Here is a 24,192-nt window from a genome sequence, read left to right on the forward strand (position 1 = left end):
AAACTTCTAGATGTCCACAAGAGGAGCGTAAAATGCAAACACATAACTTAGGATTTCCACGAATTGGTGCCAAACGTGAATTAAAACGGGCGCTGGAAGCCTATTGGCAAGGTGATATAAACCAACAACAACTGCTACAAACGGGTGCCGAGCTACGCCAAACGCATTGGCAATTGCAAAAAGATGCCGGGGTCGACCTGATCCCCGTGGGTGATTTCGCCTGGTATGATCATATTTTAACAACGTCTTTGCTACTGGGTGTTGTGCCTGAACGCCACCAAAATGGTGTTAACAACATTGACCTTGATACCCAGTTTAGAATTGCTCGCGGACGCGCACCGAAAGGAAAACCGGCCGCAGCCAGTGACATGACAAAATGGTTTAACACGAACTATCACTATATCGTACCGGAGTTCACTAAAGACCAAGAGTTTACGCTTTGCGATAAATTTTGGTTCGAGCAAATAACAGAAGCCAAGCAAGCCGGTGTTAATGCAAAGCCGGTATTAATAGGACCACTTACCTTTTTGTATTTGGGTAAAACCACAGATGACAGCAATAAACTTACATTGTTGCCAAAACTTTTAAATGTATATCAGCGCATTCTGCAGCAACTTGAACGGCTCGATATCACGTGGTTGCAACTTGACGAACCTATACTGGCACTGGAACTGGATGATGAATGGTTACAGGCATTACTAAGCAGCTATCAGCAGCTGGACAAAGGTAGCGTAAAGCTACTGATGGCAACATACTTCGGTGATATAGGTCACTATTTACCTGCATTGTCTGCCTTACCGATTGACGGTATTCATGTAGATTTAATTGCCGAGCAAAGCGATCTGGCGGCACTGCATCAGGCGATACCTGCGCATTGGGTATTATCTGCCGGTGTTATTAATGGCCGTAATATCTGGCGTACCGACTTGCTTAGCGCTTTTCATACCCTCAAACCAGTGTATCAGGCGCGAGGCAATAACCTGTGGCTAGCGCCCAGTTGCTCGTTGTTGCACAGCCCGGTAGATCTGGATCTGGAAACCCGGCTGGATGACGAAATCCGCAGCTGGTTTGCATTTGCTAAACAAAAATGCCAGGAACTGGCGCTGTTGAAACAGGCGCTGTTAACAGATCAGCTAGATAAGATTGTCTGCTACAGCCAAAGCATTCAGGCTCGTCAAGCATCAAGCCGGGTACAAAATCCGGCGGTACAACAGGCTGTTGCAGCATTAAAACTACAAAGCACCGATCGTGCCCAGCCCTACCCTGTGCGTCAGCAGGCACAACAGCAACACTTTTCACTGCCATTGCTTCCCACCACCACCATTGGTTCATTTCCGCAAACAGCAGAGATCCGTCAAAGCCGCTTGGCAGTAAAGACCGGCAAAATTGACCAAGCCACCTATCAGGGGCAAATTGAACAACACATTCAACTTGCCATACTAGAGCAAGAGCAAATCGGCTTAGATGTATTAGTGCACGGTGAAGCTGAGCGCAACGACATGGTGGAATACTTTGGTGAGCTGCTGGAAGGTTATACATTTACTCAGTTTGGCTGGGTACAAAGCTATGGCTCACGCTGTGTAAAACCCCCGGTTATAATCGGCGATATCAGCAGGCCACAAGCTATGACCGTAAGCTGGACGCGCTATGCCCAATCTCTCACAGATAAGCCGGTAAAAGGTATGCTTACTGGTCCAGTAACACTGCTGGGATGGTCATTCCCACGCGAGGATATTAGCCGCGCAGATATCGCCTTACAACTGAGTTTAGCACTGGCCGAAGAGGTAAAAGATCTGCAAGAGGCCGGCATCAATATTATTCAAATTGATGAACCCGCGTTTCGCGAGGGGTTACCGTTAAAACATAGTCAGTGGCAGCACTATCTCGACTGGGCTGTTGCAGCATTTAAACTAAGCTGCCGCGATATAAACAGCACCACACAAATACACACGCATATGTGCTATAGCGAATTTAACGACATCATTGCGTCAATTGCAGCAATGGATGCTGATGTTATAACCATTGAAACGTCGCGTTCCAATATGGAGTTGCTCAATGCGTTTGAGCACTTCGATTATCCTAATGAGATTGGTCCGGGCGTGTATGACATTCATTCGCCCAATGTCCCCAGCGTAAGTTGGATGAAGCAACTTATCTACAAAGCGGCTGAAAAAATCCCATTACAACGGTTATGGGTTAATCCGGATTGTGGCTTGAAAACGCGAGGCTGGAACGAAACACGCACGGCGCTGGCCAACATGGTGAAAGCCTGTAAGGAACTACGTACCGAGCTATTGTAAGCAATTAACATCGACAAAAAAGGCGCCACACGGCGCCTTTTTTAAATGCAAACATTCGAAATTAATATCGCGCTAAGAATTCTGCACGGGTACGTCCGTCATCTTTAAACGTGCCACCAAGTGCTGTTGTTTGTGTTTTAGAATTTACATCCATCACGCCACGTGATTTCACACAGTAATGCACGGCTTCCATCGTTACCGCCACATTGGGTGTTTGCAGTAAAGTTTGTAATGCCACCAGAATTTGTTGCGTCAAACGTTCCTGTACCTGTGGGCGCTTAGCGAAAAAACGAACAATACGGTTGATTTTGGATAAACCAATTATACGTTTTTCAGGAATGTAAGCTACCGTCGCACTGCCATCAATAGTGACAAAGTGATGCTCGCAGGTGCTGGTAAAGCTGATGTCTTTCACTTTTACCATTTCCTTTACCTGCATCTTATTATCGATAAGCGCAATTTTAGGGAAGTTGGCGTAATCTAAGCCACCAAAAATCTCGTCAACATACATTTTTGCAATGCGATGCGGTGTTTCGCGTAGGCTGTCATCACTAAGGTCTAGCCCAAGTGTTGTAACAACTTCAGTCATCAGCGCGTTAATTTTGTCGTATTTTTGGTCACGAGACATACCGTTATCGAGCATCGGGGTTTCTAACCCTTGAGCTTCTAACGCACTGCGAACCAATATTGCTTCATCTGGTAACATAACTTTATCCAACCCGGCTTCAATCACCATAGTACGTGTCGCCATTGCCGATAGTTTACGGGGATTGTCTTTTTTTTGCTATTTTTATGCAAAATAACTGCTCCGAAAGGTCAAAACTCAGAGCAGAGCTTGCGGCAGGATTATTGTACTAATGACAAAGCTTCAAGCAGTTCGCGCGGTTCAACTTCAGGCCCATTAAGGCTCTCGTCCCAGTTTGTACCAATTAAAACGCCATCATCGTACATTTCTTTAAGCCAACCGTCACAAAACACATTTAGCGGAATAGCTTCTGGCTTATAAACCGCCCACTCTTCTGAGCAGTGCGCTATCGCTGATGCTTCATCAGACCAAAACGGCATGACGTCAGTGTCCTCAAATTCAACGGACTCTACAACCAACAAATCTTCGCCGTCGGCCAACACATAAACCACACCGTGGGTTTTGGCTTCTTCTACGAAACGCTGAAAACTTGGATCTTGTGCAAACTGACTCATAATGATTTTCACCCCAGGTAAAGTATTAGTGCTATTAGACCAGAAAGCAGCGCTCAAAAGCGAGTTTTATCTTAATCTGCGCGTTGCCGCCTTTCCCTGTTCTGCGAAAATAACGTACAATTAACCGCACTAATTCAGGCAAAAATAAGCGTATTATTATGGCTCAATATATCTACTCGATGTATCGCGTTTCGAAGGTGGTTCCCCCTAAACGCACAATATTAAAAGACATTTCGCTGTCGTTTTTCCCGGGTGCCAAAATTGGCGTGTTGGGTTTAAACGGTTCTGGTAAATCTACCTTACTACGTATTATGGCCGGTGTTGATACCGAATTTGAAGGTGAAGCCCGCCCGTTGGCAGGCACTAAAATTGGTTATTTGCCACAAGAACCGGTGTTAGATACCAGTAAAACCGTGCGTGAAATCGTTGAAGAAGCCGTCAGTGATGTAAAAGATGCTTTAGCGCGATTAGATCAAGTTTATGCCGCCTATGCCGAGGAAAACGCCGATTTTGATGCCCTGGCCCGAGAACAAGGTGAGCTGGAGGCGTTAATTCAGGCCAAAGAAGGTCATAACCTGGATAATACCTTAGAGCGCGCCGCAGATGCGCTGCGTCTGCCGCCCTGGGATGCCAAAATCGAGCATCTGTCAGGGGGTGAACGCCGCCGCGTAGCCATTTGTCGTTTACTGTTAGAACGTCCTGACATGCTACTGCTGGACGAACCGACTAACCACCTTGATGCTGAGTCTGTTGCTTGGTTAGAACGTTTCCTGCACGACTATCCGGGTACTGTTGTGGCCATTACCCACGACCGTTACTTCCTGGATAATGTTGCTGGTTGGATCCTCGAGTTAGACCGCGGTTATGGTATTCCCTGGGAAGGTAACTATTCCTCTTGGTTAGAGCAAAAAGATGCGCGTTTGCAGCAAGAAGAGAAAACAGAAAATGCCCGTCAACGCTCCATTAAACAAGAATTGGAATGGGTGCGCACGAATCCAAAAGGCCGCCATGCTAAAAGTAAAGCCCGGATGGCACGGTTTGAAGAACTGCAAAGCCAGGAGTTTCAAAAACGTAATGAAACTAACGAACTGTTTATTCCACCAGGCCCTCGCTTGGGAGACAAAGTGCTGGAAGTGACTAATCTGCGTAAGTCTTTTGGCGAACGCTTATTAATAGACAATTTAAGCTTTAGCATGCCCAAAGGTGCCATAGTTGGCATCATCGGCCCGAACGGCGCCGGTAAATCAACGTTATTTAAAATGATCAGCGGCACCGAACAAGCAGACTCAGGTGATATCAGTGTCGGTGACACCGTGCAACTGGCCAGTGTTGACCAATTCCGCGACAGTATGAACCCTAAAAATACCGTCTGGCAGGAGATTTCTAACGGTCAGGACATGCTACAAATTGGCAGTTTCCAAATTCCTAGTCGTGCTTATGTGGGTCGCTTTAATTTTAAAGGTAACGATCAACAAAAGTTTATCGGTGAATTATCCGGTGGTGAGCGAAATCGTGTGCATTTAGCGGCGTTATTAAAAGCTGGCGGTAATATGTTGCTGCTGGATGAACCTACCAATGACTTGGATGTTGAAACGCTGCGAGCGCTGGAAAATGCCCTGCTGGATTTCCCGGGCTGTGCCATGGTGATATCGCACGACCGTTGGTTCCTCGACCGCATTGCAACGCATATTCTTGATTACCGTGATGAAGGCAACGTTAACTTCTTTGAAGGCAACTATTCTGACTATGAAGCCTGGCTAAAAGCGACATATGGTGCCGATGCGTTAGAGCCGCATCGTATTAAATATAAAAAAATCTAACCCACTACCGCCCGCAATTGCGGGCGGTTTTATTTTACTCACGATAAGAAGACGACATAATCTGATGATATCGCGGTGAGAGTGCAATTTTCTTGTGGGCAAACTTTATTGCGTTAATAAGTTCAGGCGAGGTTGCTAAACTTGCTGCCAGCCAGGTTTGCTGCTTAAGCTGTGGGATAGCATAAACGAATCGGATAGACGATTGTGGCAGATCCAGCTTTGCTACCATATCATTAAGCGCAACGGCATCATCAATAATAAGATCAACCTTACCGTTGCGTAATAATTGCCAAGATTCGCTAATGTCGGCAACCAACACCAGTTGCACGCCAAGTTCGAAACCCTGTTGAAGCAAAAAATTTGCCGAGAGATCGTCTCGTTGTACGGCTATAGTAAATGCCAGTGCATCATCCAATGACGTGATAGTAATGTCTTGTCGATGACTGAGGCCAACAAAACCAAGTTGATACGCTGCAACTGTGCCTAACCAGTGAAATTGTTCTTCGCGCTCTGGCGTACGGGCCATATTGTAAATCAATACATTAGGTTGGCTACGTGCAATATTAAATGCCCTGGCCCAGGGGAACATCTCAATTGTCGCGCTAACCCCCGCTTCTGCTAAGATAGCAAGTACCAACTCCGTACTTAGCCCGCTAACTTCGCCTTGAACCAGGGTTTGGTGCGGTGGTGAATATTCAGTCACTACCCGAATTGGGGCAAGTGTTTGGGCCTGCACATAAAGACAGCAGCAACTAAAAACCATCAACAACGCTTTTAACATTCTAGCCTACATCATGCCTGCATAATCATTGAATCATAGCGCAAATCCCCTGCAGTGCCACACTTGAAATTTGCAAAAAAATTTTCACTAACTTTTAGTCATTTTCACCAAAAATATAATATCAAGGTGAACCGCCCTACCAAAAAATCCTACACAAAAAAATAATAATCATTTAATTTCAGATACTTAAATTAATAAAAACAATTGGCACGCAGCTTGAAATAGGTTCAGTGTTATTTAATCAAATGGTAATTAAGGATCACAAAATGAAAACATTAACTGCATTAACCTTGGCCACCGTGTTTGCTGTCAATTTAGCTTCACCAGCACAAGCGAGCAGCATTACAGAAGAACTGACTGAGGTAGTAACGAGTCAACTGGCTGAACTGGGGAAAAACATAAAACTACAAGCCAAGTTGGCGCTAGAGAACACGACGACAGAATTGCTATTTTCTGCCGGCGCGGTGTTAGCAGAACAAAGCGTGACACAAACAGAAGCACCACTACAGGCAGACAAAAAAGATACAGATGACGAATAAGAGATATTCAATGCAGTACTCAGCATATCGCTTACGCAGTTACTGTTGCGTAAGCGATCTCTTATTACATCTTCTTATTACTGCTCAGACCATACGGCTAATTCATTACCACTTGGGTCAGAGAAATGGAACCGTTTTCCTCCCGGAAAAGAAAATACCGGTTTAATAATTTTGCCGCCTGATGCAACTATACGTTGTTCAGTCTTGATTAAATCTTTGCTGTATAACACTACCAGAGCCGCCCCGTTAGCTACAGACGATGTCTTATCTGAGCGGTAAAAGCCACCATCCACACCTGAATTAGCAAAAGCGATGTAGTCCGGGCCGTAATCTGCAAACACCCAGCCAAATACTTTGTTGTAAAACTGTTTAGTGGCGCTCAAATCAGCCGCAGGAAATTCTATATAGTTTATGTTTTCATGCCCTGTCATTATTTCATCTCCCCGCTGTAATCATTGTTACTCTAATGCAAGCGAATCGTTGGAACAAGCAGCAGAAGTAGAAAAGCCACGCGGGTTGGGGACGCGTGGCTTTTCTGGATGAAACCTGGTAAGCGTTATTTGCTAACGGACATTGCCGCAGTGTTTAATGCACGGCCCATCAGGCTCAGCAATTTATTTAGCTTTCGTACAAATAATGCACGAGCAATTACATTACTGCGCCTCGCGGTCAAGTTCTGTTTAGTGGCGGCTGTATTTAACGTGCTCATATTTACCTCTGTGTTTGCGCTGTGGCTATATGCTGCGCATTATGCCTATTTTTCACACTGAGCACGAACGAGATAAATTACAACCAAAGCATTAATTTTTCTAATGCAATTTAAATATTAAATTCATTTTCAGTTCAAACTGCATTGGCGAAAGAATATACGACCCGCCAACTAAAAATCATTATTATGCATTAATTATAAAGATTTATGCAGGATTGTTAAGGTTAGTTAACGTAAAAGTGCTATGCCGTGCGATTTAACCCCGTTTAACATCGGCACAATTATGGTTAGTTATTCTAATCTATAAACCACTAAACAAGCCATTATAAGCCGAGTCTATTGCGTCATAAATACAGGCAATAGCAATATCTCAATTGCCGAAGCTGTGATACCGTTTATCACCGATATTTGGTATCCGATTAAAGAAGGCTTACATGAAGTTTCAGTATCCGTTATCAGGCGACGCTGCGGGTATTGCTGCAATAAGCAATTTTGTCCTTGATATCAATCGCCAACCTGTATTGTGTTTACATGGCTGGCTAGATAATGCCGCCAGTTTTATACCGCTTGCTCATCAGATGGATGATGTGCCACTGGTGGCTATTGATTTTCCGGGCCATGGTCACTCTAAGCATCGTGGAACTGATGCTTACTATTATTTTTTTGACTGGGTACAAGACGTGGTTACAATTTGCCGGCAACAAAACTGGCAACAACTGACCATTATAGGCCACTCAATGGGTGGGATGGTCGCCACAGCATTGGCAGCAGCGTTTCCAGAGCTTGTAGCAAAAATTATTTTGATAGACAGTATAGGCTTTGTTACTGACGCCCCTGAGCATAGTGCTAAGCAACTCAGAGAAGGCATAACATCACGCTTAAAGCCGGCTTCCGGCAAACCCTATTATGCGTCATTCGTTGATGCGGCAGCAGCACGCCAACGCCAGAGCGACTTTAGCTTAAACGAAGCGATGATATTAACTGAGCGCGGCGCTGTCGCGACAACAGCAGGTGTTACCTGGCGGGCAGACATGCGGCTACGCCAACGTTCAGTCTACCGTTTAACACCAGAACAAGCACAAGCGCTAATGCTAGCGGTAAAGTGCCCTGTATTGGCGGTACTGGCAAAAGACGGCCCCTTTGCTTCCCAGGCCTTTCAGGCTGAATATTTTTCAAACCTGCAACTGGTATGGGCAACAGGTGGCCATCACTGCCATATGTCACAACCCGCTGACGTCGCTACCGCCATAAAGCACTTTTTACGGGCATAAAAAAACCGCAGTGCGCTGCGGTTTTTTCAGTTAGCACTTTGTTAGCCTTGCAACACTGTAGCAACTGATTTAGCAAAGTAATCAATGTTGCTATGGTTCAAGCCTGCAATGCTTACACGGCTTGAATCAACCATATAAATGCTAAACTCACTGCGTAAGCGGGCAATTTGCGCTTTATCTATGCCCAAAAAGCTAAACATGCCATGCTGTCGTGTAATAAAACTAAAGTCCTGCTGTACGCCTTCACCGGCTAATTTGTCGATGATCAATTGGCGATAGTTGTTAATACGATCACGCATTTCTGCCAGCTCTTGATGCCATAACGCTGTTAGCTCAGTACTATCAAGAATATTCGCCACAACAATAGCACCATGCGCAGGTGGCATCGAATAAATACTGCGTACCACACTTAGCAAATTAACCCGGGTAATTTCCATCACCTTGCTGTCTGCCGACATAATTGACACAGCACCGATTCGCTCACGGTATAAACCGAAGTTTTTCGAGCAGGAACTGCACAACAACATCTCTTCGACGTTGTCAGCAAGATAACGTAAGCCTTTTGCGTCTTCATCCAGACCTGAACCAAAACCTTGGTATGCCATATCAACTAGCGGCGTAAATCCACGTTCATTAGCAATATCAGTAAAACGCTGCCACTGAGCAAAGGTTAAATCCATACCACTGGGGTTATGGCAACAGGCATGTACCAGTACCACATCACCCGCGGGCACAGTAGCTAAATCAGCAAACATCGCCTCTTCGTTCAGGCCTTTAGTTGCGTAGTCATAGTACGTATATTCCTTTACATTGAGACCCGCGGCTTTAAACATGGAAATATGATTCGCCCAGGTTGGGCTGGTTACCCAAATTGTTGCATTTGGGTTCGCTTTTTTAATAAACTCAGCGGCAACACGAAGTGCACCGGTACCGCCAGGGGTATGTGCGGTAGTAATGCGGTTGGCCAACAATGCTTTATGTCCAACACCAAATGCCAGTTTTTCAATATGGTTATTAAAACCTAAGTCACCCGCCATGCCGATGTACGTTTTACTGTCTTCATTTTTTAGCCGCAGCGCTTCAGCTTCTTTCACACATTTAAGCACTGCAGTGTGGCCCTGCTCGTCTTTATACACACCAACACCAAGGTCAACTTTGTTTGGGTTAGTATCTTCTTTGTACGCTGCCATCAAGCCTAGGATGGGATCGGTGGCCACCGGTTGTAACTGAGCAAACATAAGGTTCTACCTGAATTAAAGTTGCATGAAAAAAGACTGCGCTTAAGGCAAATAAGCCGGTATGGTTAAACATACCGCCACTAACAATGCCATAGCATCAGCAGTAAATACGTTTTTATTAAAATCTTCAGCGTCAACAATGCCACATATTTTGCCTGATTGGTCAAACAGAGGCAAACATGCTTCAGCCTGAACTTTTGGATCACAGGTATAATACTCGCCACCAGAGCCTAAGTACGCCGCCACGTCATTAATCACTTTAGCCTTACCGCTTAACCCAACCGTGCTGTTATTACTGATCTGAGCAAAGGTCGCATTTAGCGGAAATTCCGCCCGAGACGCCGCGCCGTAATAGGCTAACTTCACCAAAACATTATCACCGCTCATGTTTGCTCTGGCTTGATAAATGCCAAACCAGTCTAAGCCAGAATGTTGACGATAAAATGCAGTAATTAATGATAACTGTGTCAGCGCACGTTGATTAACATCAGTCTGTCCACCTAAAATTGCAGTAAGATCATAGGGTTCATCAGCAAGTTGACCAAACAGTGAACACGCCCCGCCCTCACCCAATTCCGGTACGCGGTATTGCCACTGCAGCTGAGGTAACTCGGCATTAGCAATATATTCGTTTAATGCACGTTGAAACTGCTCAACCTTGGCCGCGATATCACCAAATTGCTCAGCCAAGCCTGAACGTGCTACATAATCAGACGCTGAAAAAACATGTTGAGACATTATAGCCATCCAGATTTCTAAAAATTAGAGGCATTTTAGCAGAAGTGATTAAAAAACCAAGCAAGCAACGCAGATCTGAGAGAAATTATTGCCGCACAGCAAAGGGATGTTTAAGCTGGCACTATTGTTAAGTAATCAACATTAAAACTTTATGGCATCCAATAAAATTTCACTCGCTGACTGGCAAAAAAAAATGAACCCGCAAGGCAATAAAGCTGCGGTAAAAGATGACCCTAACCTTGTGTTTAGTACCCAAAGTGGCCGGGTAACCCCAAAGCCAGTAGTTCAACAAGTAGCAGAAGCCTTTGCCGATGGTGCAATTCGTATTCGTCGTGAAACGAAAGGTCGCGGCGGTAAGGCTGTGCTAACCATAACGGGCATAGCCAGGACGCATGATGAATTAGTACTGCTAGCGGCAAAACTAAAAAAGAAATGTGCTTGTGGCGGCGCGGTAAAAGATGGCGTCATTGAAATTCAGGGCGACAAGCGCGAGCTGGTTGAGCAATTGTTGCAGGCAGAAGGCTTTAAAACTAAATGGGCCGGTGGCTGATCATTTAATTATGCTCAGCACCGACATCAGTGTTTCCGAACCAATTTGCTCACACTAACACGCCGTAACCCCATCCCTGGGGGCTCGTTTCAGCCCGTCCAGGGCTTCAACGGTTAGCTTAGAGCAAACTGGTTCTCACTGCGGCTAAAGTGATGGGCTGCTCACTTTACCGCTTCGCGATTATACGACTTGCCGAAAACCCCATTAAAGAAGCTGTCTTTTAGCCAGTAGGGCCGCTGCTCGGTATTGGCAATATCCAGCGCAATATTAAAATTAATATTAGTGAACACCGCCCCCGCATCGTAACGGATAGGGCCATACTCTTTGGTCAAACTAGCAATGTCATCCGATGGCTTGTGGTAATGCTTGGCAAAGAAGCTGCCCCATATTTTGCCACCGTCCTGGTTTGGGTCTTTCGACTTAAAACCTGTCATTAAAAATACTGCCGGTACGCCCTGCTTTACTAGGGTGTAGTGATCTGAACGGGTAAAAATGGCTTGCTCAGGCATGGGATCAGCGCTTAACGCGATACCTTCTTTTGCCGCAGCCTGCTCCACCACTTTGCCAAGCGATGAGTGGTTGGCGCCAAAGGCTATCATGTCGGCAAACGGATACAGCAACACCGGCATATCTAAATTAACATTACCTACCAGCGCTTCAATTGGCCGGGTCGGGTTATTAGCGAAATAGTCTGCGCCTAGTAAACCTTTTTCTTCACCCGTTACCACCACAAATAAAATAGAACGCTTTGGTGCCTCTGGCAGCTGAGCAAATAACCGTGCAGTTTCAAGCAAAATAGCGACACCAGCAGCGTTATCCATCGCGCCATTGTTTATTTTGTCATCACTGCGTAAGTCATTACTTAAGCCAATATGATCAGAATGTGCGGTAACCACAACATACTCATTTTTTAATACCGGATCAGAGCCGGGCAACACAGCAATCACGTTTGGACTGGAAATTTCTTCATGGCTGCTGGTGCGCTGTAATGTCGCAGACACGGCTAAATCAAACCCCTTTGGATTTTGTTTGTTTTCCAACTGGGTAAAAATATCAGCCAGCGATAACGGCGCCTTGGCAAATAAAGCCGCTGCAGCATCAGGATGCACATAAGCACCTGCCTTTAAATTTGGGTAACTATCTGCAGGTGAACCATCAGCTTGAAGCCATTCCATGCCAGGGGCTGTTAAATACAATAAGCTGTTGGCGTAAGGCCGGCTTTTTTCCTGTTTAGGGGTGTGTATGGTAACAACACCCACTGCGCCTCGTTCAGCAGCCAGCCTGGTTTTTAAACTGTTAAGATGGGCCGCTTCTTCACTGGGCAAACTGTCCGGACGGCCAGTTAATATCACGACGATTTTCCCTTCAACATCTAAGCCAGCATAATCATCCAGACCAAACTCTGTGGATACCAAACCATAGCCAGCAAACACCATAGGTGCAGTCACATCGGTTTGTGTGTACTGCATGCTAGGGCCGGTAAAAAACGCTTTTGGATAAGCTAGCGCGGTACTTTTACCATCGACATGTAATACAAATTTTGCACTGTCCTGCGCCAAACGCGCCTTGCGCATAGGTACGCGCTGAAAGTAACTGCCATGCTCTCCTGCAGGCTCTAAGCCCAATGCCTGCAGCTGGCTAGCGATATACAGAGAGGCAATCTCGTGCTCTTTACTGGCAGTCTCTCTCCCGGCAAGTGCGTCAGATGCCAAAAATTGCATATGCGCTTCAATGGCTTGAGCATTGGCAGTTGAGCCTGTTTCTGCAATATGTGGCGCATTGCCGGCACAGCCGGTAACAGCAGCAAAAGCCAATGCAGCAACTAAAAACCTGTGTTTCATCTTACTTCCTTAAAACAGCAGTGCCAGCGAAGGCTGGCACTGACAATGACACTAAAGCGGCACAATTAATAATGACTTAATTAATGCGCTGCTGATATTTATGATGCAATTGTTTGTGACGGTTATTGAGATCCACTTCACGACCATCAATCCATAGATGTGTAACCTTATGGCCTAAATAGTCAAAAATATCACCGTCGGAAACGACCAAACTAGCCGCTTTTCCAACTTCAATACTGCCAATTTTATCGGCAACACCGGCAATTTGCGCGGCATTAATCGTAACAGAACGTAACGCCTGCTCTGGCGTTAAACCAAAACTAATCGCTTGCCCTGCTGCAAACACCAAATTACGTGTATCCCAAAAACCATCCAATGACAGTGCATATTGTACGCCTGCATCTTGCAAAGTTTTGGGTACGATAAATGCTTGCTGATAATTTTCGTCGCCACGGCTGGGTAAGCCATAAGGCGCAGTATAAATCACGGCAACCTTTGCCGCAGCTAACTCATCAGCCATACGCCAACTGTCCCGACCGCCAACAATGGTTAACTTAAGGCCGTACTCTTTAGCCAGCAATATCGCTTGACGTATTTGCCTTTCATCGTCGGCATGAACAAATAAGGGGCGTTTGGCGTCAAACACGGCCAGCATTTCATGCCAGCGTGAATCTAGTCCGGTGTTTAATCCTGCCTTTTCAGCGTCATAATAAGCTTTTGCATCTTTAAAATACTGCTGCAGCTTTTCCAACTGTTCAGCATTGGCTTTACGAACTTCATCAGCCGGTTTCGGATTCCAGCGCGAACCTAAGGTACTGGCGTTTGGCCAACGAATATGCAAGCCAGTACCCTCTGCAACTAACGCATCCTGATGGTTCCAAGCGTCTAATTGCATCAGGCTGGATTGTCCCATCAGCATACTGCCAGAAGGGTATACCATACTGTAGGCGAAGCCGTTACTGCGGATCGTTGGTATCACTTCAGAATCTGCGTTGTAAGCTAGCCTGGCTTTAATATCTGGATTCGTCTGCGTCACTTCAGTCGTGTCATCAGTCGCACGTACGGCTTCAATCTCAATAAGACCCAACTGATTCGCCAGCGCGATTAATCCCGGATACAGATGTTTGCCGTCCAGGGCCATTACAGTGGCCCCGTCTGGTGCAGTTAAATCTTTGCCCACAGCGGCAATTTTGCCATCAACAAGCAACACATCGTTATCCACCTTCACGCCGTTGGTTACGGTGTGTACAGTAAGGCCGGTTAATAGTATTGGGGCTTTTTGCACCTGGCCCGGTACCATGTCATGTGCCAAAATAGCGCTTGTAGTTAAACTGCTAGCTAAGGCGGCAAACACGTTTATACAGATTTTCGTTAATTTCATGCTGCTACTCCTTAGTGCTTATGGCCATTGGCGTGAATATGACTACCTATCTGCCACCAGTCACCCTGGTCCTCGCAATGCCACTCGGGTTCGTCCTGTTTGAAACCTTCTTTATCACCCGCTTTAGCTGCGTCACCCGAGGTCAGTACTTTTTGTACCAGTGCGATTTTTTCCGCTTCCAGCTGCTGCTGCAGCTGCTTGTCTGTGTTGATATCAAAGTATTTGGTACCAGCAATCCAGGTTTGTTGGGCCTGACTATACACAGATAACGGATGCGTATTCCACAACACAAAATCAGCTTGCTTACCTTCTTTAATAGAGCCGGTAACGGTATCTATTTTTAACTGCATAGCAGGGTTAATCGTAACCATTTTTAGCGCTTCATGCTGATCCATACCGCAGTACATAACCGATTTAGCCGCTTCCTGATTCAAACGACGCTGCAAGCCTGCATCATCAGAGTTAATACTGACATTCACGCCCTGCTCTGCCATTAAACACGCATTGGTTGGAATAGCGTCCTGTACTTCAATCTTAAACCCCCACCAATCAGCAAACGTTGATGCACTTGCACCATGTGCTGCCATTTCTTTGCCGGTTTTGTAACCTTCCAGAATATGCGTAAAAGTGGTGATGTTAAAATCCATGTCATCTGCCAACTCAATCAGCATTAATATTTCAGAGGCAACATAAGAGTGAGTATGCACAAAACGTTGTTTATCCAGAATTTCCACCAACGCTTCTAAGCGATAATCTATGCGCGGTGCAGCAACTTGCTCGCGCTGACGCTTAGTCAATTTGTTATAGGCCGCCAGTTTGGCTTTGTATTCTTTGGCTGCAACAAAAGCATCACGAATTGTTGTTTCTACGCCTATGCGGGTTTGCGGGTAGCGCTCAGTAAAAGCATCGCCCCAATTTGCCTGTTTAACGTTTTCACCCAATGCAAACTTAATGCTTGGTGGTGCCGCTTTCATTTTCAGGCCCTGTGCATTTTCGCCCCAGCGAAACTGAATAACCTGCGCCTGCCCACCAATGGGGTTGGCACTGCCGTGCAAGAGTTGCGCTGTGGTTACACCACCAGCTAAACCACGATACAGGTTAATGTCCTCTGGATTTAACACATCGCCAATGCGAACTTCTGACGTAACAGCATCGGTCCCTTCGTTGACGCCAGCTTCTATGGCAACGTGTGAGTGCTCATCAATCATACCTGGAGTCAGGTGCATACCGTTGGCATCAATCACGTCAAAGCCGCGTGGCGTAGTTAAGTTTTTACCGATCTTATCGAACTTACCATTACGCACAATAACGTCGGTGTTTTGCAGCACACCTTCTTTCTCAGCTGTCCACACCGTCGCATTTTTAATATGTACGTTTTGCTGTTTTGCTAACTCAGGAAGACCATAAGCACGATTTGGAAACGTTATCTTTGACAGCATATTAATATCAACGCTGTCATCGGCTTTGTCATCAGTTTCAACACTAACTGGCGGTTGGCGTTTCGCAGTCAACATTTCAGTACCTGACATTAACTGCCATTTACCTGTCAAATTGTTGTCCAACAGCTGGCCACTAAATTGGGCAATCTGCTTATCGCCCGTTAAGTCAGCAAGATTCAAATTAAACTGCAACAGCTGCTGCTGTGTCTTTACCTGTTCGAGTTTTACAATTTTGGCTTCAGCATCGCCAGCATCTACCTTGACACTGCCACTAAGCATTTCTGCATCGCCGGTCAAACTAATTGTAAAAGGTTTACCCGCAACAGAGACTTGGTAATCACCAGCAAATTCAATCGGCGTTATCGGTTTAATGCTATGTTGTTTGCCGCGCACCCAAGTGGCAACAATTTCACCATCAGCAAATAAGTCACCACTGGCCAGCACTAAATCTGCCTGAAAACCAGGTGCAATTTTACCCAGCTTGTCTGACACCCCAGCAATAGAAGCGGGTACCGTGGTAAGCGCGGCTAACGCCGTATCCTCGGATAAACCGTGTTTTACCGCTTTACGTAAATTTGGCCAGAAATCTTTCTTGTCTTTTAACTTAAAGGTAGTTAATGCAAATGGGACACCCGCTTTTGCCAATGTTGCTGCGTTCGCTGGGGCACGCTCCCAATGCCGCAAATCTGCAAGATTTACATCAATCTGGTCTGATAGCTGCTCAACTTCTGGCGCTGCCGGGAAATTCAATGGCAGTATCAGCTTGCGCTGCATCGCTTTAACGTCATCAAGTCGCACATATTCATAACCCGATCCCACCATAGTGGCATTGGTCAGGTTGAACTCATTTAACAACAGATGTGCACGCAACATCGATCTGTCATCAGTGGTTTCAAAAATGGCACCTTGCTGATTAATGTTACTTAAGCCTTGCAGTGCAGCATTATACTCAATCGGCGCATTAAAGTAGCGCACATCTGTTTTTCCGTAAGCCTGGTTATACCAATTAGCGTCACTTAAAGTTTGACGAATCAGTGCAATACTGCCCATAAGAGAAGACGGATAACTTTGCTCTGACGTCCCTTTGCTAAACGCCATAAACTGCGGTCCCCTGGCGTTTAATACAACGTCGTTTGGCAAACCGTCCACTAATGCGCTGACAAAAGCCTGCCCACGAAAAATACCGTCAAATCGCGCTGATTGCGCAGCAGTAAAGCCTAACTGCCGCAGCGCTTCTGCTGCTTTCGCATCAGGTTTAAACTCGCTTATCCAGTCAAGCTCCGCATGGATAGCGGCATTGCTGGCATTGCCTCCTTTGCGGTCATTTTTGTAGACCGGCGCATCACGATAGCTACCACGAGCCGCCGGTTTTGCTGCCTCAATACCATATTGAGTATAGGGGTCAATAAAACCTGGATACACCGTGTAGCGGCTAGCATCAATTTGTTGATAACCCGCTGGAACGGCAACGCTTGTGCCAACAGCACTGATACGGCCATTGGAAATTAAAACGGTGGCGTTTTGTAGTTTTTTGCCCGGTTCGGTGTAAACAGTAGCACCGGTCAGGGCAATTAAATTAGGCGTTTTATCAATGATACCTTGTAACGGAGAGGTCTGATCAGCTTGGCTGCTCGCGGCAAAAGCGATAAGCAACGCAGAACCAACCTTCGACAGGCGGCTTATGGTCATAACGTGTTCCTGAATTAAAAGTTAACTACTAATAACAAAGTTCAGCCGACTAAGCTCTTGCTCTGCCAATGGCATGCTGTAGTAATAGCCCTGAACCTGGTAGCAAGCATTTTTTCTTAAAAAATCGGCTTGTTCGACTGTTTCTACTCCTTCGGCCACAACACGAAGATTCATCTTCTGTGCCATAGCGATAATTGCCGCGACAATATCCATGTCATTGCGGTCTTCAGGAATATCTTTGACGAACGAGCGATCTATTTTCAGCTCATCTACCGGAAATCGCTTTAAATAACTAAGCGACGAATAGCCTGTACCAAAGTCGTCAATAGATAAAGACACTCCGAGGCGCTTTAACTGATTTAGTTGGTTAATAGCCGCATCGGTGTCTCCCATTAACATACTTTCGGTAATTTCGAAAATTAAGTACGCCGGATCGGCCCCTGTGCGTTTAATAATTCGCTCAACAATTTCTGGCAAATTGTCATCATTAAATTGGCGAACAGATAAGTTAATGGATAACGATACGGTGTAGCCACGGCTATGTTGGCGGGATAAAAAGCGGCACGCTTCCCAAATAATCCACTCACCAATTTGTACAATTAACCCTGTACTCTCCGCCACGCCGATAAACCTCAACGGTGGCACAAGCGTATTGTCCGGCCGCAACCAACGCAGCAGGGTTTCATAACCTATGATAGTGTTATCGCGAATATCAATTTTTGGCTGGTAATAAAGTAAGAACTGGTGCTCACGAATCGCTTCACGCAATTGATTTTCAATGAGTAAGCGTTCATTTGCTGCTTCATTAAGATCAGGACTGAAAAAATGAAAGGTGTTTTTTCCACGGGCTTTAGCTTCGTACATCGCAAGGTCTGCGTGCTTTAACAGTAACTCTTCTTCTGAGGCATCTTCTGGCGCCACGGTAATACCGATACTGGCACTTATGGACACATCATGATTACCCAGTTTTACCGGTGCAGCGAATGCCTGTTGTAAATTTGCGGCTATCGTTGAGGCCTGAGCACGATCTTTAATGCCGCTTAATATTACCGCGAATTCATCACCGCCAAGACGGGCAATAGTATCTTCTTCACGTAATCGCGCCATCAAGCGTTTGGATATTTCTTTTAACAGCTCATCACCGGCATCATGGCCCAGTGTATCGTTTATGCGTTTAAACTCGTCTAAATCGAAATACAACAAGGCAAAGTTGTAGTACCCCCGGTGAGCCATCGCAATCGCTTTACGTAATTGATCTCTGAAGTAGCTTCGGTTAGCTAGCCCGGTAAGCACATCATAGTAGGCTAATTGCTCCATTTTCTTTTGGCTTTGCTTGATAAACGAAATGTCCTGCATTGCACAAACGTAATTGCTGATATCGCCTTTATCATCGCGAATAGGCGCAATAGCTAGCGACACCCAGAGCTGGCGTTGCTGGAACTGCAATAGCATGTCACCTCGCCAATGCTGACGCGCCAATACCGTTTGAGTTATCTCCTCACCAACATGATGCATTTCGGTGGCAAACAAACTATGTACAGGTTGCTGGTTAAGTTCATCTGCACTGGCGCCAATCATTTCCGTTAAAAACGGGTTAATGTATTCGATATTAAGGAATTGGTCGGTTAGTACGATACCCGAGCTGGAAAACGACACCGCTTTACTAAGTTTTCGCGCTGAACGTTCGGCCTGTTCTTTTTCTTCAATCCGCGCATTTAGGCCACTAACAAGCTCGGTAATTTCGGCAGACATGCGTCCAAAAGCGCGATTCAACAACCCGATTTCATCTTGCTTGTCATCAAGCATTACCTGCTGCAAATCCCCGCGAGACAACCGATTTATGGCTGCAGACAAGCGGTTTAATCGCTTAAGCAAAAAGTGATACACCACTAACTGCAAAAATAGTGCTACCAATATGGCGACAATAAAGAACGTCAGTAACAGCCGGGAACGTGACGCCGTTAATGCATCCAGTACTTTAGATTTTTCTGTATACACCGCGATATACCAATTTAGCCGTGTTAACGGCGCGGCATATATTAGCTGATCAGGTGTAATAGATGCAGCCCGACTCACTGCATTAGGCGTCGCCGCAACTTGAGTTGCGTAACGTTGCAACGCTTCATGCTCTGGTTTAACGCCACTGTAACGCGTATTCATTGCCGTATTTGCACTTAGTTGCTGCTCTGAAGCACCAAAAACAATGCCGTTTTCATCAAACAAAAAGGCACGGCTCTGAAACTGAGTGTCTGTGGGCGGCAATAATTCAATAATGTCATTCAGACTGTAATCAAAACCCGTAACACCGATAAACTCATCGTTTATATACAATGGAATTATCAGGCTCGTCATCCACTTTTTCCAAATGCTGTCGTAGTATACCGGGGTCCAGCGAGGCTGACGGGTAGGGTTTTGTTCAGGTAAGGCAACGCTGTAGAACAAATCGTTATTGAAATCATGTTCAACATTTACCTGCAAGGCCCAGTCACCTGGAGATATGCGGATAAACTGCTCTTTTGAAATAAAGTAAAAATTGAAGAAGTCTTGCAACACCAATGGCGACAATTGCTGCCATATCGGCGCTGTTCTGTCGAATAATGCGGCGGTGCGACGGTTATATTCATTGGCAGAAATAAACGCAGCGGAATAATCATCTTGTGAGCGGACACTACCATCTGCCAGTGCTTTTTGAGTTTTGGCAGCAACAAGTGGTTGCGATGCCAGCTCGCGCATGACTATCTGGTTTACTGTTATCGCTTTTTGCTCTTTTTCTACAAAGTCTTGGTTCAGCTGTCTGGCATAACGCTGAGCATATTGCTCCGTGACCTGTTGCTGCTGCTGCAACGCAATGCTCTGTTGCATTACCAGTACGGTATATCCCACCGCAAAGCCGGCAATAATAATTGCGACAAAAACCACCAACGCAAATTTACGCCCCAGTGAATCCATTCCGCTTGGTTTAATAAAAGTAACGTCCTTCACTCACTCTGCCTGTATTTTTAAAGACTATTGATTATTGGCAAGATATTGCATTCTGTTAAGATATGACGAATCCATTATTGCATGTAAATTCAACAAAAGAGAACGAATCAATGAAAAAACAACTAATAACGGCCCTTTTTATCTCAATCGTTTCGACCTCGGCTAGCGCCGGTAGTGCCTTTTCTGACGCGAAAGACAGTGTCACGTATCGCCAAGCCAGCTTTCAACTTATTCGCCACAACATGGCAGACATAGCAGACATGTTAAAAGGCGAAGTGAGTTATGACGCTGAACGTGTTACAAAACGCGCAACGGCACTTGCTACCTTAACATCGTTGCCTTGGGAGGCGTTTACAGTGCCAGGTGCGGAACAAGGCGGTGGCGATGCTAAGGCAGCTATTTGGCAGAATTTAGACGACTTTAATAGCCGTGGAGCGAAATTAGTCAGTGATGCAGCAACATTAAAAGCCGCTGCAGATGCGGGTGACCAGGCTGAAATTCGTAAAGCCTTTGGCAACTTTGCCCGCAACTGCAAAGCCTGCCACGAACAATACAAAGAATAATCAACCAGCAAACTGGTGGTGCGTTTACAGTAGCGCCACCAGTGCGGCGCCCTGCCACCAATATAGCAACACTAATATTGCTGTTAACAGTAGAAAAAACCAGCGGTTTTTCTTTAAGACTATCTCTTCAGATACCCCACTGTCTTTGCCGGTTATCATGGTCAGAATAACATTATGCACCCGTAAGCTATGCCACACAGCGGCAACGACATGAATGGCAATTGCCGCCATCAAAATATTAATGTTAATGCTGTGCACATCTGATGCTACCTCAACCCAGCTGGCAGGTAGCACACTCACGAGCGGGCCATCACTGAGGTAACTGTTATCAAAGGTAGCCAACCCACTTAGCAGCTGCACCAGTAGCAGCAACAGTAATAACACAATCATATAAAACGAAGCAGGATTGTGACCTGCAACAGCGGACGGTTTGCGCAAATAGCGCAGCGCTTTAGCCGGTGAGGCAGAAAAATGGCTAAATCTGGCCGTGCTGCTGCCGAAAAATCCCCATACTAGACGCGATATTACTAATGCCAACAAGCTAAAGGCACACAACTGATGTAACGCCATCATCCCCTCTTCGCCGGTATACCAAAGCAGCGCGACCAAAAGCAGCTGGCTCCAGTGAAAAAATCTGACAGCGATATCCCATACTTTTACTTTTTGTTGCATTGGTCTGGCTCTCCGTTATGCTAAGTTTCTGATTTTATACCAGAGAAGCTTAAATATGAATTGGTGGAAGTGGACCCTTAGCATCTTAATCGGGCTATTAACCGTAATCGTAGTGTTAATGTACACCCTGTTACGCCTTAGTTTACCCGCTTATGAGGGCGAAAAAACCAGTAATATAAGCAACACCACCCGACTTGAACGTGACGCTTTAGGCTATCTTAGCATCCATGCTGCTAACCGAGACGATGCCGCCTTCGCGCTGGGCTTTGCGCATGCACAAGAGCGCTTCTTTCAAATGGACATTTTGCGCCGCAACGCAGCCGGAGAGCTGTCAGCACTATTTGGTGAACGGGCATTAAACACAGATCAGGCGCAGCGGCGTCATCGTTTTCGCTTCCGGGCTGAGCGAGCATTGGCATTGCTAAACCCATCTGAACAACACCTTCTGAGTGCTTATACTAAAGGCGTCAATGAAGGCTTAACTTCACTTACACTGCCGCCGTTCGAGTATACCTTGTTACAACAAAGCCCTGAGCCTTGGAAGCCAAGCGATTCTTTTTTAGTGATCTATAGCATGTATATCGACCTACAAAGCAAAGTTGGTCGCGATGACTATGCGATGACCGTACTTAAACAGTCTTTGCCAGCACCATGGTACGATTTTTTACAGCAGCACTCGGATATTTGGCAAGCCGCGCTGGATGGAAGTGTTATTGCCCCTGTGCCGATGCCCACCTCAGCCTATCCTGAATTACTGCAAACGCAGAAAACCGCATGTAATGATTGCAGCTTAATGGATAGTGCCGATATTGGTAGCAATAACTTTGCCGTTGCAGGTACTTTAACCGAGCATGGTAGCGCAATTTTAGCCGACGATATGCATCTGGGTATTCGCGTGCCAGGCACCTGGTATAAAGCGCAGCTTAACTGGCGGGAAAACGGCAACCTGCATACCGTTAGCGGCGTGACGTTACCCGGCACCCCCGCAGTAGTTGCGGGCTCTAACGGCCATATCGCCTGGGGTTTTACCAACAGCACTGCAGACTGGCATGACTTAATCACACTGACACTTTCTGATGATGGCAAACGCTACCTCACACCTGAGGGCTGGCAACCTTTTATTTATCACTATGAAACCATTAAGGTTGCTGGCCAGCCTGACGAAACCTTGGAGCTGACAGAAACACAATGGGGCCCCGTTGTGCGTTTTGGCGACAACCACCTCTTTGCTCTGCGCTGGGTAGCCTATGATGCTATTGCGGTAAATCTCTCACTGCTGCAATTCGAATACAGCCGTAACGTCGCAGATGCATTGCGCCTTGCACCACACATAGGTGCGCCAGCACAAAACCTGTTGGTAGCAGATAGCCATGGTCAGATTGGCTGGAGCCTTATCGGGCCGATACCTAAACGGCAGCTGAGCGATTTTGATACTGCACAAGATTGGAGCACTGGTGAACAACGCTGGCTTGGCTACTACGATGCAGAGCAACAGCCGCAGTACAACGCATCAGACCGGCTATGGACTGCAAATGCCCGCATGATCGGCGGTGATGCTTACAATATCATAGGTAATGGCGGTTATGATTTGGGTGCCCGAGGCTGGCAAATCAAACAAGGCCTTGAAGCCTTACCTCAAGCCAATGAGCAAGATTTACATCATATTCAGTTGGATAATCGTGCCTTAATGCTCCAGCGCTGGCAGCAGCTTTTATTAAATGTCTTGGACCACGATACGGTTACCGAACATCAATTGCAGTCTTATCGACAGTTCGTTCAAACCAACAGCAACAACGCCAGCGTCGATGCTGTTGGCTACACGCTGGTTCGTGCCTTTCGCCAGCAATTGCTGACGTTACAGTTCGCATCGCTTTCTGCCTTGCTGGAGCAACAGGGTGCCCGCAGCCAGGATTTGAAATTTTCTCTTGAAACACCCATGTGGCAAATGCTGCAGCAACAGCGCACTGACACCTTACCCTACGGTTACGCAAGCTGGAAAGAGTTACTACTGGCAGCTGTGCTACAGAGTAAAACTGAACTGGAGCAAAAATACGGCAGTATTGCGCAAAGTAATTGGGGCCAGGTTAATCAAGCCAATATTCGCCACCCACTTGCGTCAGCAATACCCCTGTTAGGTGATTGGTTAAATATGCCGCAAACCCCGATGAAGGGTGACAGGCACATGCCTCGCGTACAACTACCTGGCTTTGGCCAGTCAGAACGAATGGTGGTTGCGCCAGGTCAGGAGCATAAAGGTATTTTAACCATTCCTGCGGGTCAGTCTGGCCATCCTTTGTCGCCTTTTTACCGTGCAGACCATCACTATTGGTTAAACGAAGTTGCATTACCCTTTTTACCCGGAGAAAAAAAATATCAGTTGTTGTTGACGCCTCAGGGTTGACTTTAGCCATCCAGACGGACTATTTTAGAGATCATGAAAATACTTATTATCGCGCTCAGCTTTTTTAGCTTTACCACC

Annotated in this window: 18 protein-coding genes; 7 read left to right on the plus strand and 11 right to left on the minus strand. The window is 46.1% G+C overall.

Translation table 11 applies throughout. From position 1 onward, the window contains the following. Positions 1-32 precede the first annotated feature (32 nt). Positions 33-2,300, plus strand: coding sequence for a 5-methyltetrahydropteroyltriglutamate--homocysteine S-methyltransferase (metE, locus tag ORJ00_RS10730; protein WP_306139826.1), 2,268 nt, complete (start codon positions 33-35; stop codon positions 2,298-2,300). A 61-nt stretch (positions 2,301-2,361) separates the two neighbouring features. On the opposite strand, the gene folE is transcribed toward metE, so the two are convergent. Both folE and ORJ00_RS10740 read right to left on the minus strand, forming a co-directional pair. Then, positions 2,362-3,051, minus strand: coding sequence for a GTP cyclohydrolase I FolE (gene folE, locus ORJ00_RS10735; RefSeq protein WP_306139827.1), 690 nt, complete (start codon positions 3,049-3,051; stop codon positions 2,362-2,364). A gap of 95 nt (positions 3,052-3,146) precedes the next feature. Beyond that, positions 3,147-3,500: a DUF2750 domain-containing protein gene (locus tag ORJ00_RS10740; RefSeq protein ID WP_027671573.1), complete on the minus strand. Its 354-nt coding sequence runs from the start codon at positions 3,498-3,500 to the stop codon at positions 3,147-3,149. A 158-nt stretch (positions 3,501-3,658) separates the two neighbouring features. On the opposite strand from ORJ00_RS10740, the gene ettA reads away from it, so the two are divergent. After that, positions 3,659-5,320 (plus strand): energy-dependent translational throttle protein EttA, encoded by a 1,662-nt coding sequence (gene ettA, locus ORJ00_RS10745; RefSeq protein WP_027671572.1) that lies wholly within the window; start codon positions 3,659-3,661, stop codon positions 5,318-5,320. A gap of 34 nt (positions 5,321-5,354) precedes the next feature. On the opposite strand, the gene ORJ00_RS10750 is transcribed toward ettA, so the two are convergent. Further along, the gene (locus ORJ00_RS10750) at positions 5,355-6,056 is read right to left on the minus strand and encodes a substrate-binding periplasmic protein (protein ID WP_306139829.1); all 702 of its coding nucleotides are present in this window, start codon (positions 6,054-6,056) and stop codon (positions 5,355-5,357) included. 311 nt (positions 6,057-6,367) lie between these two features. Here ORJ00_RS10750 and ORJ00_RS10755 point away from each other — a divergent pair, with 311 nt between their 5' ends. Next, positions 6,368-6,640, plus strand: a complete 273-nt coding sequence (locus tag ORJ00_RS10755; protein WP_305976614.1) for a hypothetical protein — start codon at positions 6,368-6,370, stop codon at positions 6,638-6,640. Between the two features lie 77 nt (positions 6,641-6,717). On the opposite strand, the gene ORJ00_RS10760 is transcribed toward ORJ00_RS10755, so the two are convergent. Then, positions 6,718-7,071 carry a VOC family protein gene (locus tag ORJ00_RS10760; protein ID WP_027671569.1) on the minus strand — a complete coding sequence of 118 codons (354 nt, stop codon included), beginning with the start codon at positions 7,069-7,071 and terminating at the stop codon, positions 6,718-6,720. A gap of 712 nt (positions 7,072-7,783) precedes the next feature. On the opposite strand from ORJ00_RS10760, the gene ORJ00_RS10765 reads away from it, so the two are divergent. Next, positions 7,784-8,620: an alpha/beta fold hydrolase gene (locus ORJ00_RS10765; RefSeq protein WP_306139830.1), complete on the plus strand. Its 837-nt coding sequence runs from the start codon at positions 7,784-7,786 to the stop codon at positions 8,618-8,620. A gap of 41 nt (positions 8,621-8,661) precedes the next feature. Here ORJ00_RS10765 and ORJ00_RS10770 read toward each other — a convergent pair whose 3' ends face one another. Next, complete coding sequence (locus ORJ00_RS10770; protein ID WP_027671567.1) at positions 8,662-9,858, minus strand: amino acid aminotransferase; 1,197 nt, start codon at positions 9,856-9,858, stop codon at positions 8,662-8,664. A gap of 42 nt (positions 9,859-9,900) precedes the next feature. Beyond that, complete coding sequence (locus tag ORJ00_RS10775; protein ID WP_306126011.1) at positions 9,901-10,596, minus strand: GAF domain-containing protein; 696 nt, start codon at positions 10,594-10,596, stop codon at positions 9,901-9,903. A 151-nt stretch (positions 10,597-10,747) separates the two neighbouring features. Between ORJ00_RS10775 and ORJ00_RS10780 the strand changes: the two genes are divergently transcribed. Then, positions 10,748-11,146, plus strand: a complete 399-nt coding sequence (locus ORJ00_RS10780; protein WP_440480648.1) for an SUI1 family translation initiation factor — start codon at positions 10,748-10,750, stop codon at positions 11,144-11,146. Between the two features lie 161 nt (positions 11,147-11,307). Here ORJ00_RS10780 and ORJ00_RS10785 read toward each other — a convergent pair whose 3' ends face one another. The 4 genes from ORJ00_RS10785 to ORJ00_RS10800 all read right to left on the minus strand — a co-directional run bounded on the left by ORJ00_RS10785 (position 11,308) and on the right by ORJ00_RS10800 (position 20,478). Then, complete coding sequence (locus tag ORJ00_RS10785; protein WP_027671564.1) at positions 11,308-12,987, minus strand: M28 family metallopeptidase; 1,680 nt, start codon at positions 12,985-12,987, stop codon at positions 11,308-11,310. A 76-nt stretch (positions 12,988-13,063) separates the two neighbouring features. Further along, the gene (locus ORJ00_RS10790; protein ID WP_306139831.1) at positions 13,064-14,368 is read right to left on the minus strand and encodes an amidohydrolase family protein; all 1,305 of its coding nucleotides are present in this window, start codon (positions 14,366-14,368) and stop codon (positions 13,064-13,066) included. Between the two features lie 11 nt (positions 14,369-14,379). Beyond that, positions 14,380-17,496 (minus strand): amidohydrolase family protein, encoded by a 3,117-nt coding sequence (locus tag ORJ00_RS10795; protein ID WP_306139832.1) that lies wholly within the window; start codon positions 17,494-17,496, stop codon positions 14,380-14,382. Between the two features lie 21 nt (positions 17,497-17,517). Continuing rightward, on the minus strand, positions 17,518-20,478 hold the full coding sequence (locus ORJ00_RS10800) for an EAL domain-containing protein (protein ID WP_306139833.1): 2,961 nt from the start codon (positions 20,476-20,478) through the stop codon (positions 17,518-17,520). 110 nt (positions 20,479-20,588) lie between these two features. Between ORJ00_RS10800 and ORJ00_RS10805 the strand changes: the two genes are divergently transcribed. Beyond that, positions 20,589-21,041 carry a c-type cytochrome gene (locus tag ORJ00_RS10805; protein ID WP_305976621.1) on the plus strand — a complete coding sequence of 151 codons (453 nt, stop codon included), beginning with the start codon at positions 20,589-20,591 and terminating at the stop codon, positions 21,039-21,041. Between the two features lie 24 nt (positions 21,042-21,065). On the opposite strand, the gene ORJ00_RS10810 is transcribed toward ORJ00_RS10805, so the two are convergent. Further along, positions 21,066-21,713, minus strand: coding sequence for a cytochrome b/b6 domain-containing protein (locus ORJ00_RS10810; protein WP_306126016.1), 648 nt, complete (start codon positions 21,711-21,713; stop codon positions 21,066-21,068). A 55-nt stretch (positions 21,714-21,768) separates the two neighbouring features. Here ORJ00_RS10810 and ORJ00_RS10815 point away from each other — a divergent pair, with 55 nt between their 5' ends. Continuing rightward, positions 21,769-24,114, plus strand: a complete 2,346-nt coding sequence (locus ORJ00_RS10815) for a penicillin acylase family protein (protein WP_306139834.1) — start codon at positions 21,769-21,771, stop codon at positions 24,112-24,114. The last annotated feature ends 78 nt before the right edge of the window (positions 24,115-24,192 follow it).

Origin of the sequence: Rheinheimera baltica, from assembly GCF_030731985.1 — a bacterium.
In the GTDB taxonomy this organism is placed as follows: Bacteria; Pseudomonadota; Gammaproteobacteria; order Enterobacterales; family Alteromonadaceae; genus Alishewanella; species Alishewanella baltica.

Bases quoted from the DNA above. Each gene is read 5' to 3' on its own strand.
- metE (WP_306139826.1), top strand. From the start codon at position 33: ATGCAAACACATAACTTAGGATTTCCACGAATTGGTGCCAAACGTGAA.
- folE (WP_306139827.1), bottom strand. From the start codon at position 3,051: ATGGCGACACGTACTATGGTGATTGAAGCCGGGTTGGATAAAGTTATG.
- ORJ00_RS10740 (WP_027671573.1), bottom strand. From the start codon at position 3,500: ATGAGTCAGTTTGCACAAGATCCAAGTTTTCAGCGTTTCGTAGAAGAA.
- ettA (WP_027671572.1), top strand. From the start codon at position 3,659: ATGGCTCAATATATCTACTCGATGTATCGCGTTTCGAAGGTGGTTCCC.
- ORJ00_RS10755 (WP_305976614.1), top strand. From the start codon at position 6,368: ATGAAAACATTAACTGCATTAACCTTGGCCACCGTGTTTGCTGTCAAT.
- ORJ00_RS10760 (WP_027671569.1), bottom strand. From the start codon at position 7,071: ATGACAGGGCATGAAAACATAAACTATATAGAATTTCCTGCGGCTGAT.
- ORJ00_RS10765 (WP_306139830.1), top strand. From the start codon at position 7,784: ATGAAGTTTCAGTATCCGTTATCAGGCGACGCTGCGGGTATTGCTGCA.
- ORJ00_RS10770 (WP_027671567.1), bottom strand. From the start codon at position 9,858: ATGTTTGCTCAGTTACAACCGGTGGCCACCGATCCCATCCTAGGCTTG.
- ORJ00_RS10775 (WP_306126011.1), bottom strand. From the start codon at position 10,596: ATGTCTCAACATGTTTTTTCAGCGTCTGATTATGTAGCACGTTCAGGC.
- ORJ00_RS10780 (WP_440480648.1), top strand. From the start codon at position 10,748: ATGGCATCCAATAAAATTTCACTCGCTGACTGGCAAAAAAAAATGAAC.
- ORJ00_RS10785 (WP_027671564.1), bottom strand. From the start codon at position 12,987: ATGAAACACAGGTTTTTAGTTGCTGCATTGGCTTTTGCTGCTGTTACC.
- ORJ00_RS10790 (WP_306139831.1), bottom strand. From the start codon at position 14,368: ATGAAATTAACGAAAATCTGTATAAACGTGTTTGCCGCCTTAGCTAGC.
- ORJ00_RS10795 (WP_306139832.1), bottom strand. From the start codon at position 17,496: ATGACCATAAGCCGCCTGTCGAAGGTTGGTTCTGCGTTGCTTATCGCT.
- ORJ00_RS10805 (WP_305976621.1), top strand. From the start codon at position 20,589: ATGAAAAAACAACTAATAACGGCCCTTTTTATCTCAATCGTTTCGACC.
- ORJ00_RS10810 (WP_306126016.1), bottom strand. From the start codon at position 21,713: ATGCAACAAAAAGTAAAAGTATGGGATATCGCTGTCAGATTTTTTCAC.
- ORJ00_RS10815 (WP_306139834.1), top strand. From the start codon at position 21,769: ATGAATTGGTGGAAGTGGACCCTTAGCATCTTAATCGGGCTATTAACC.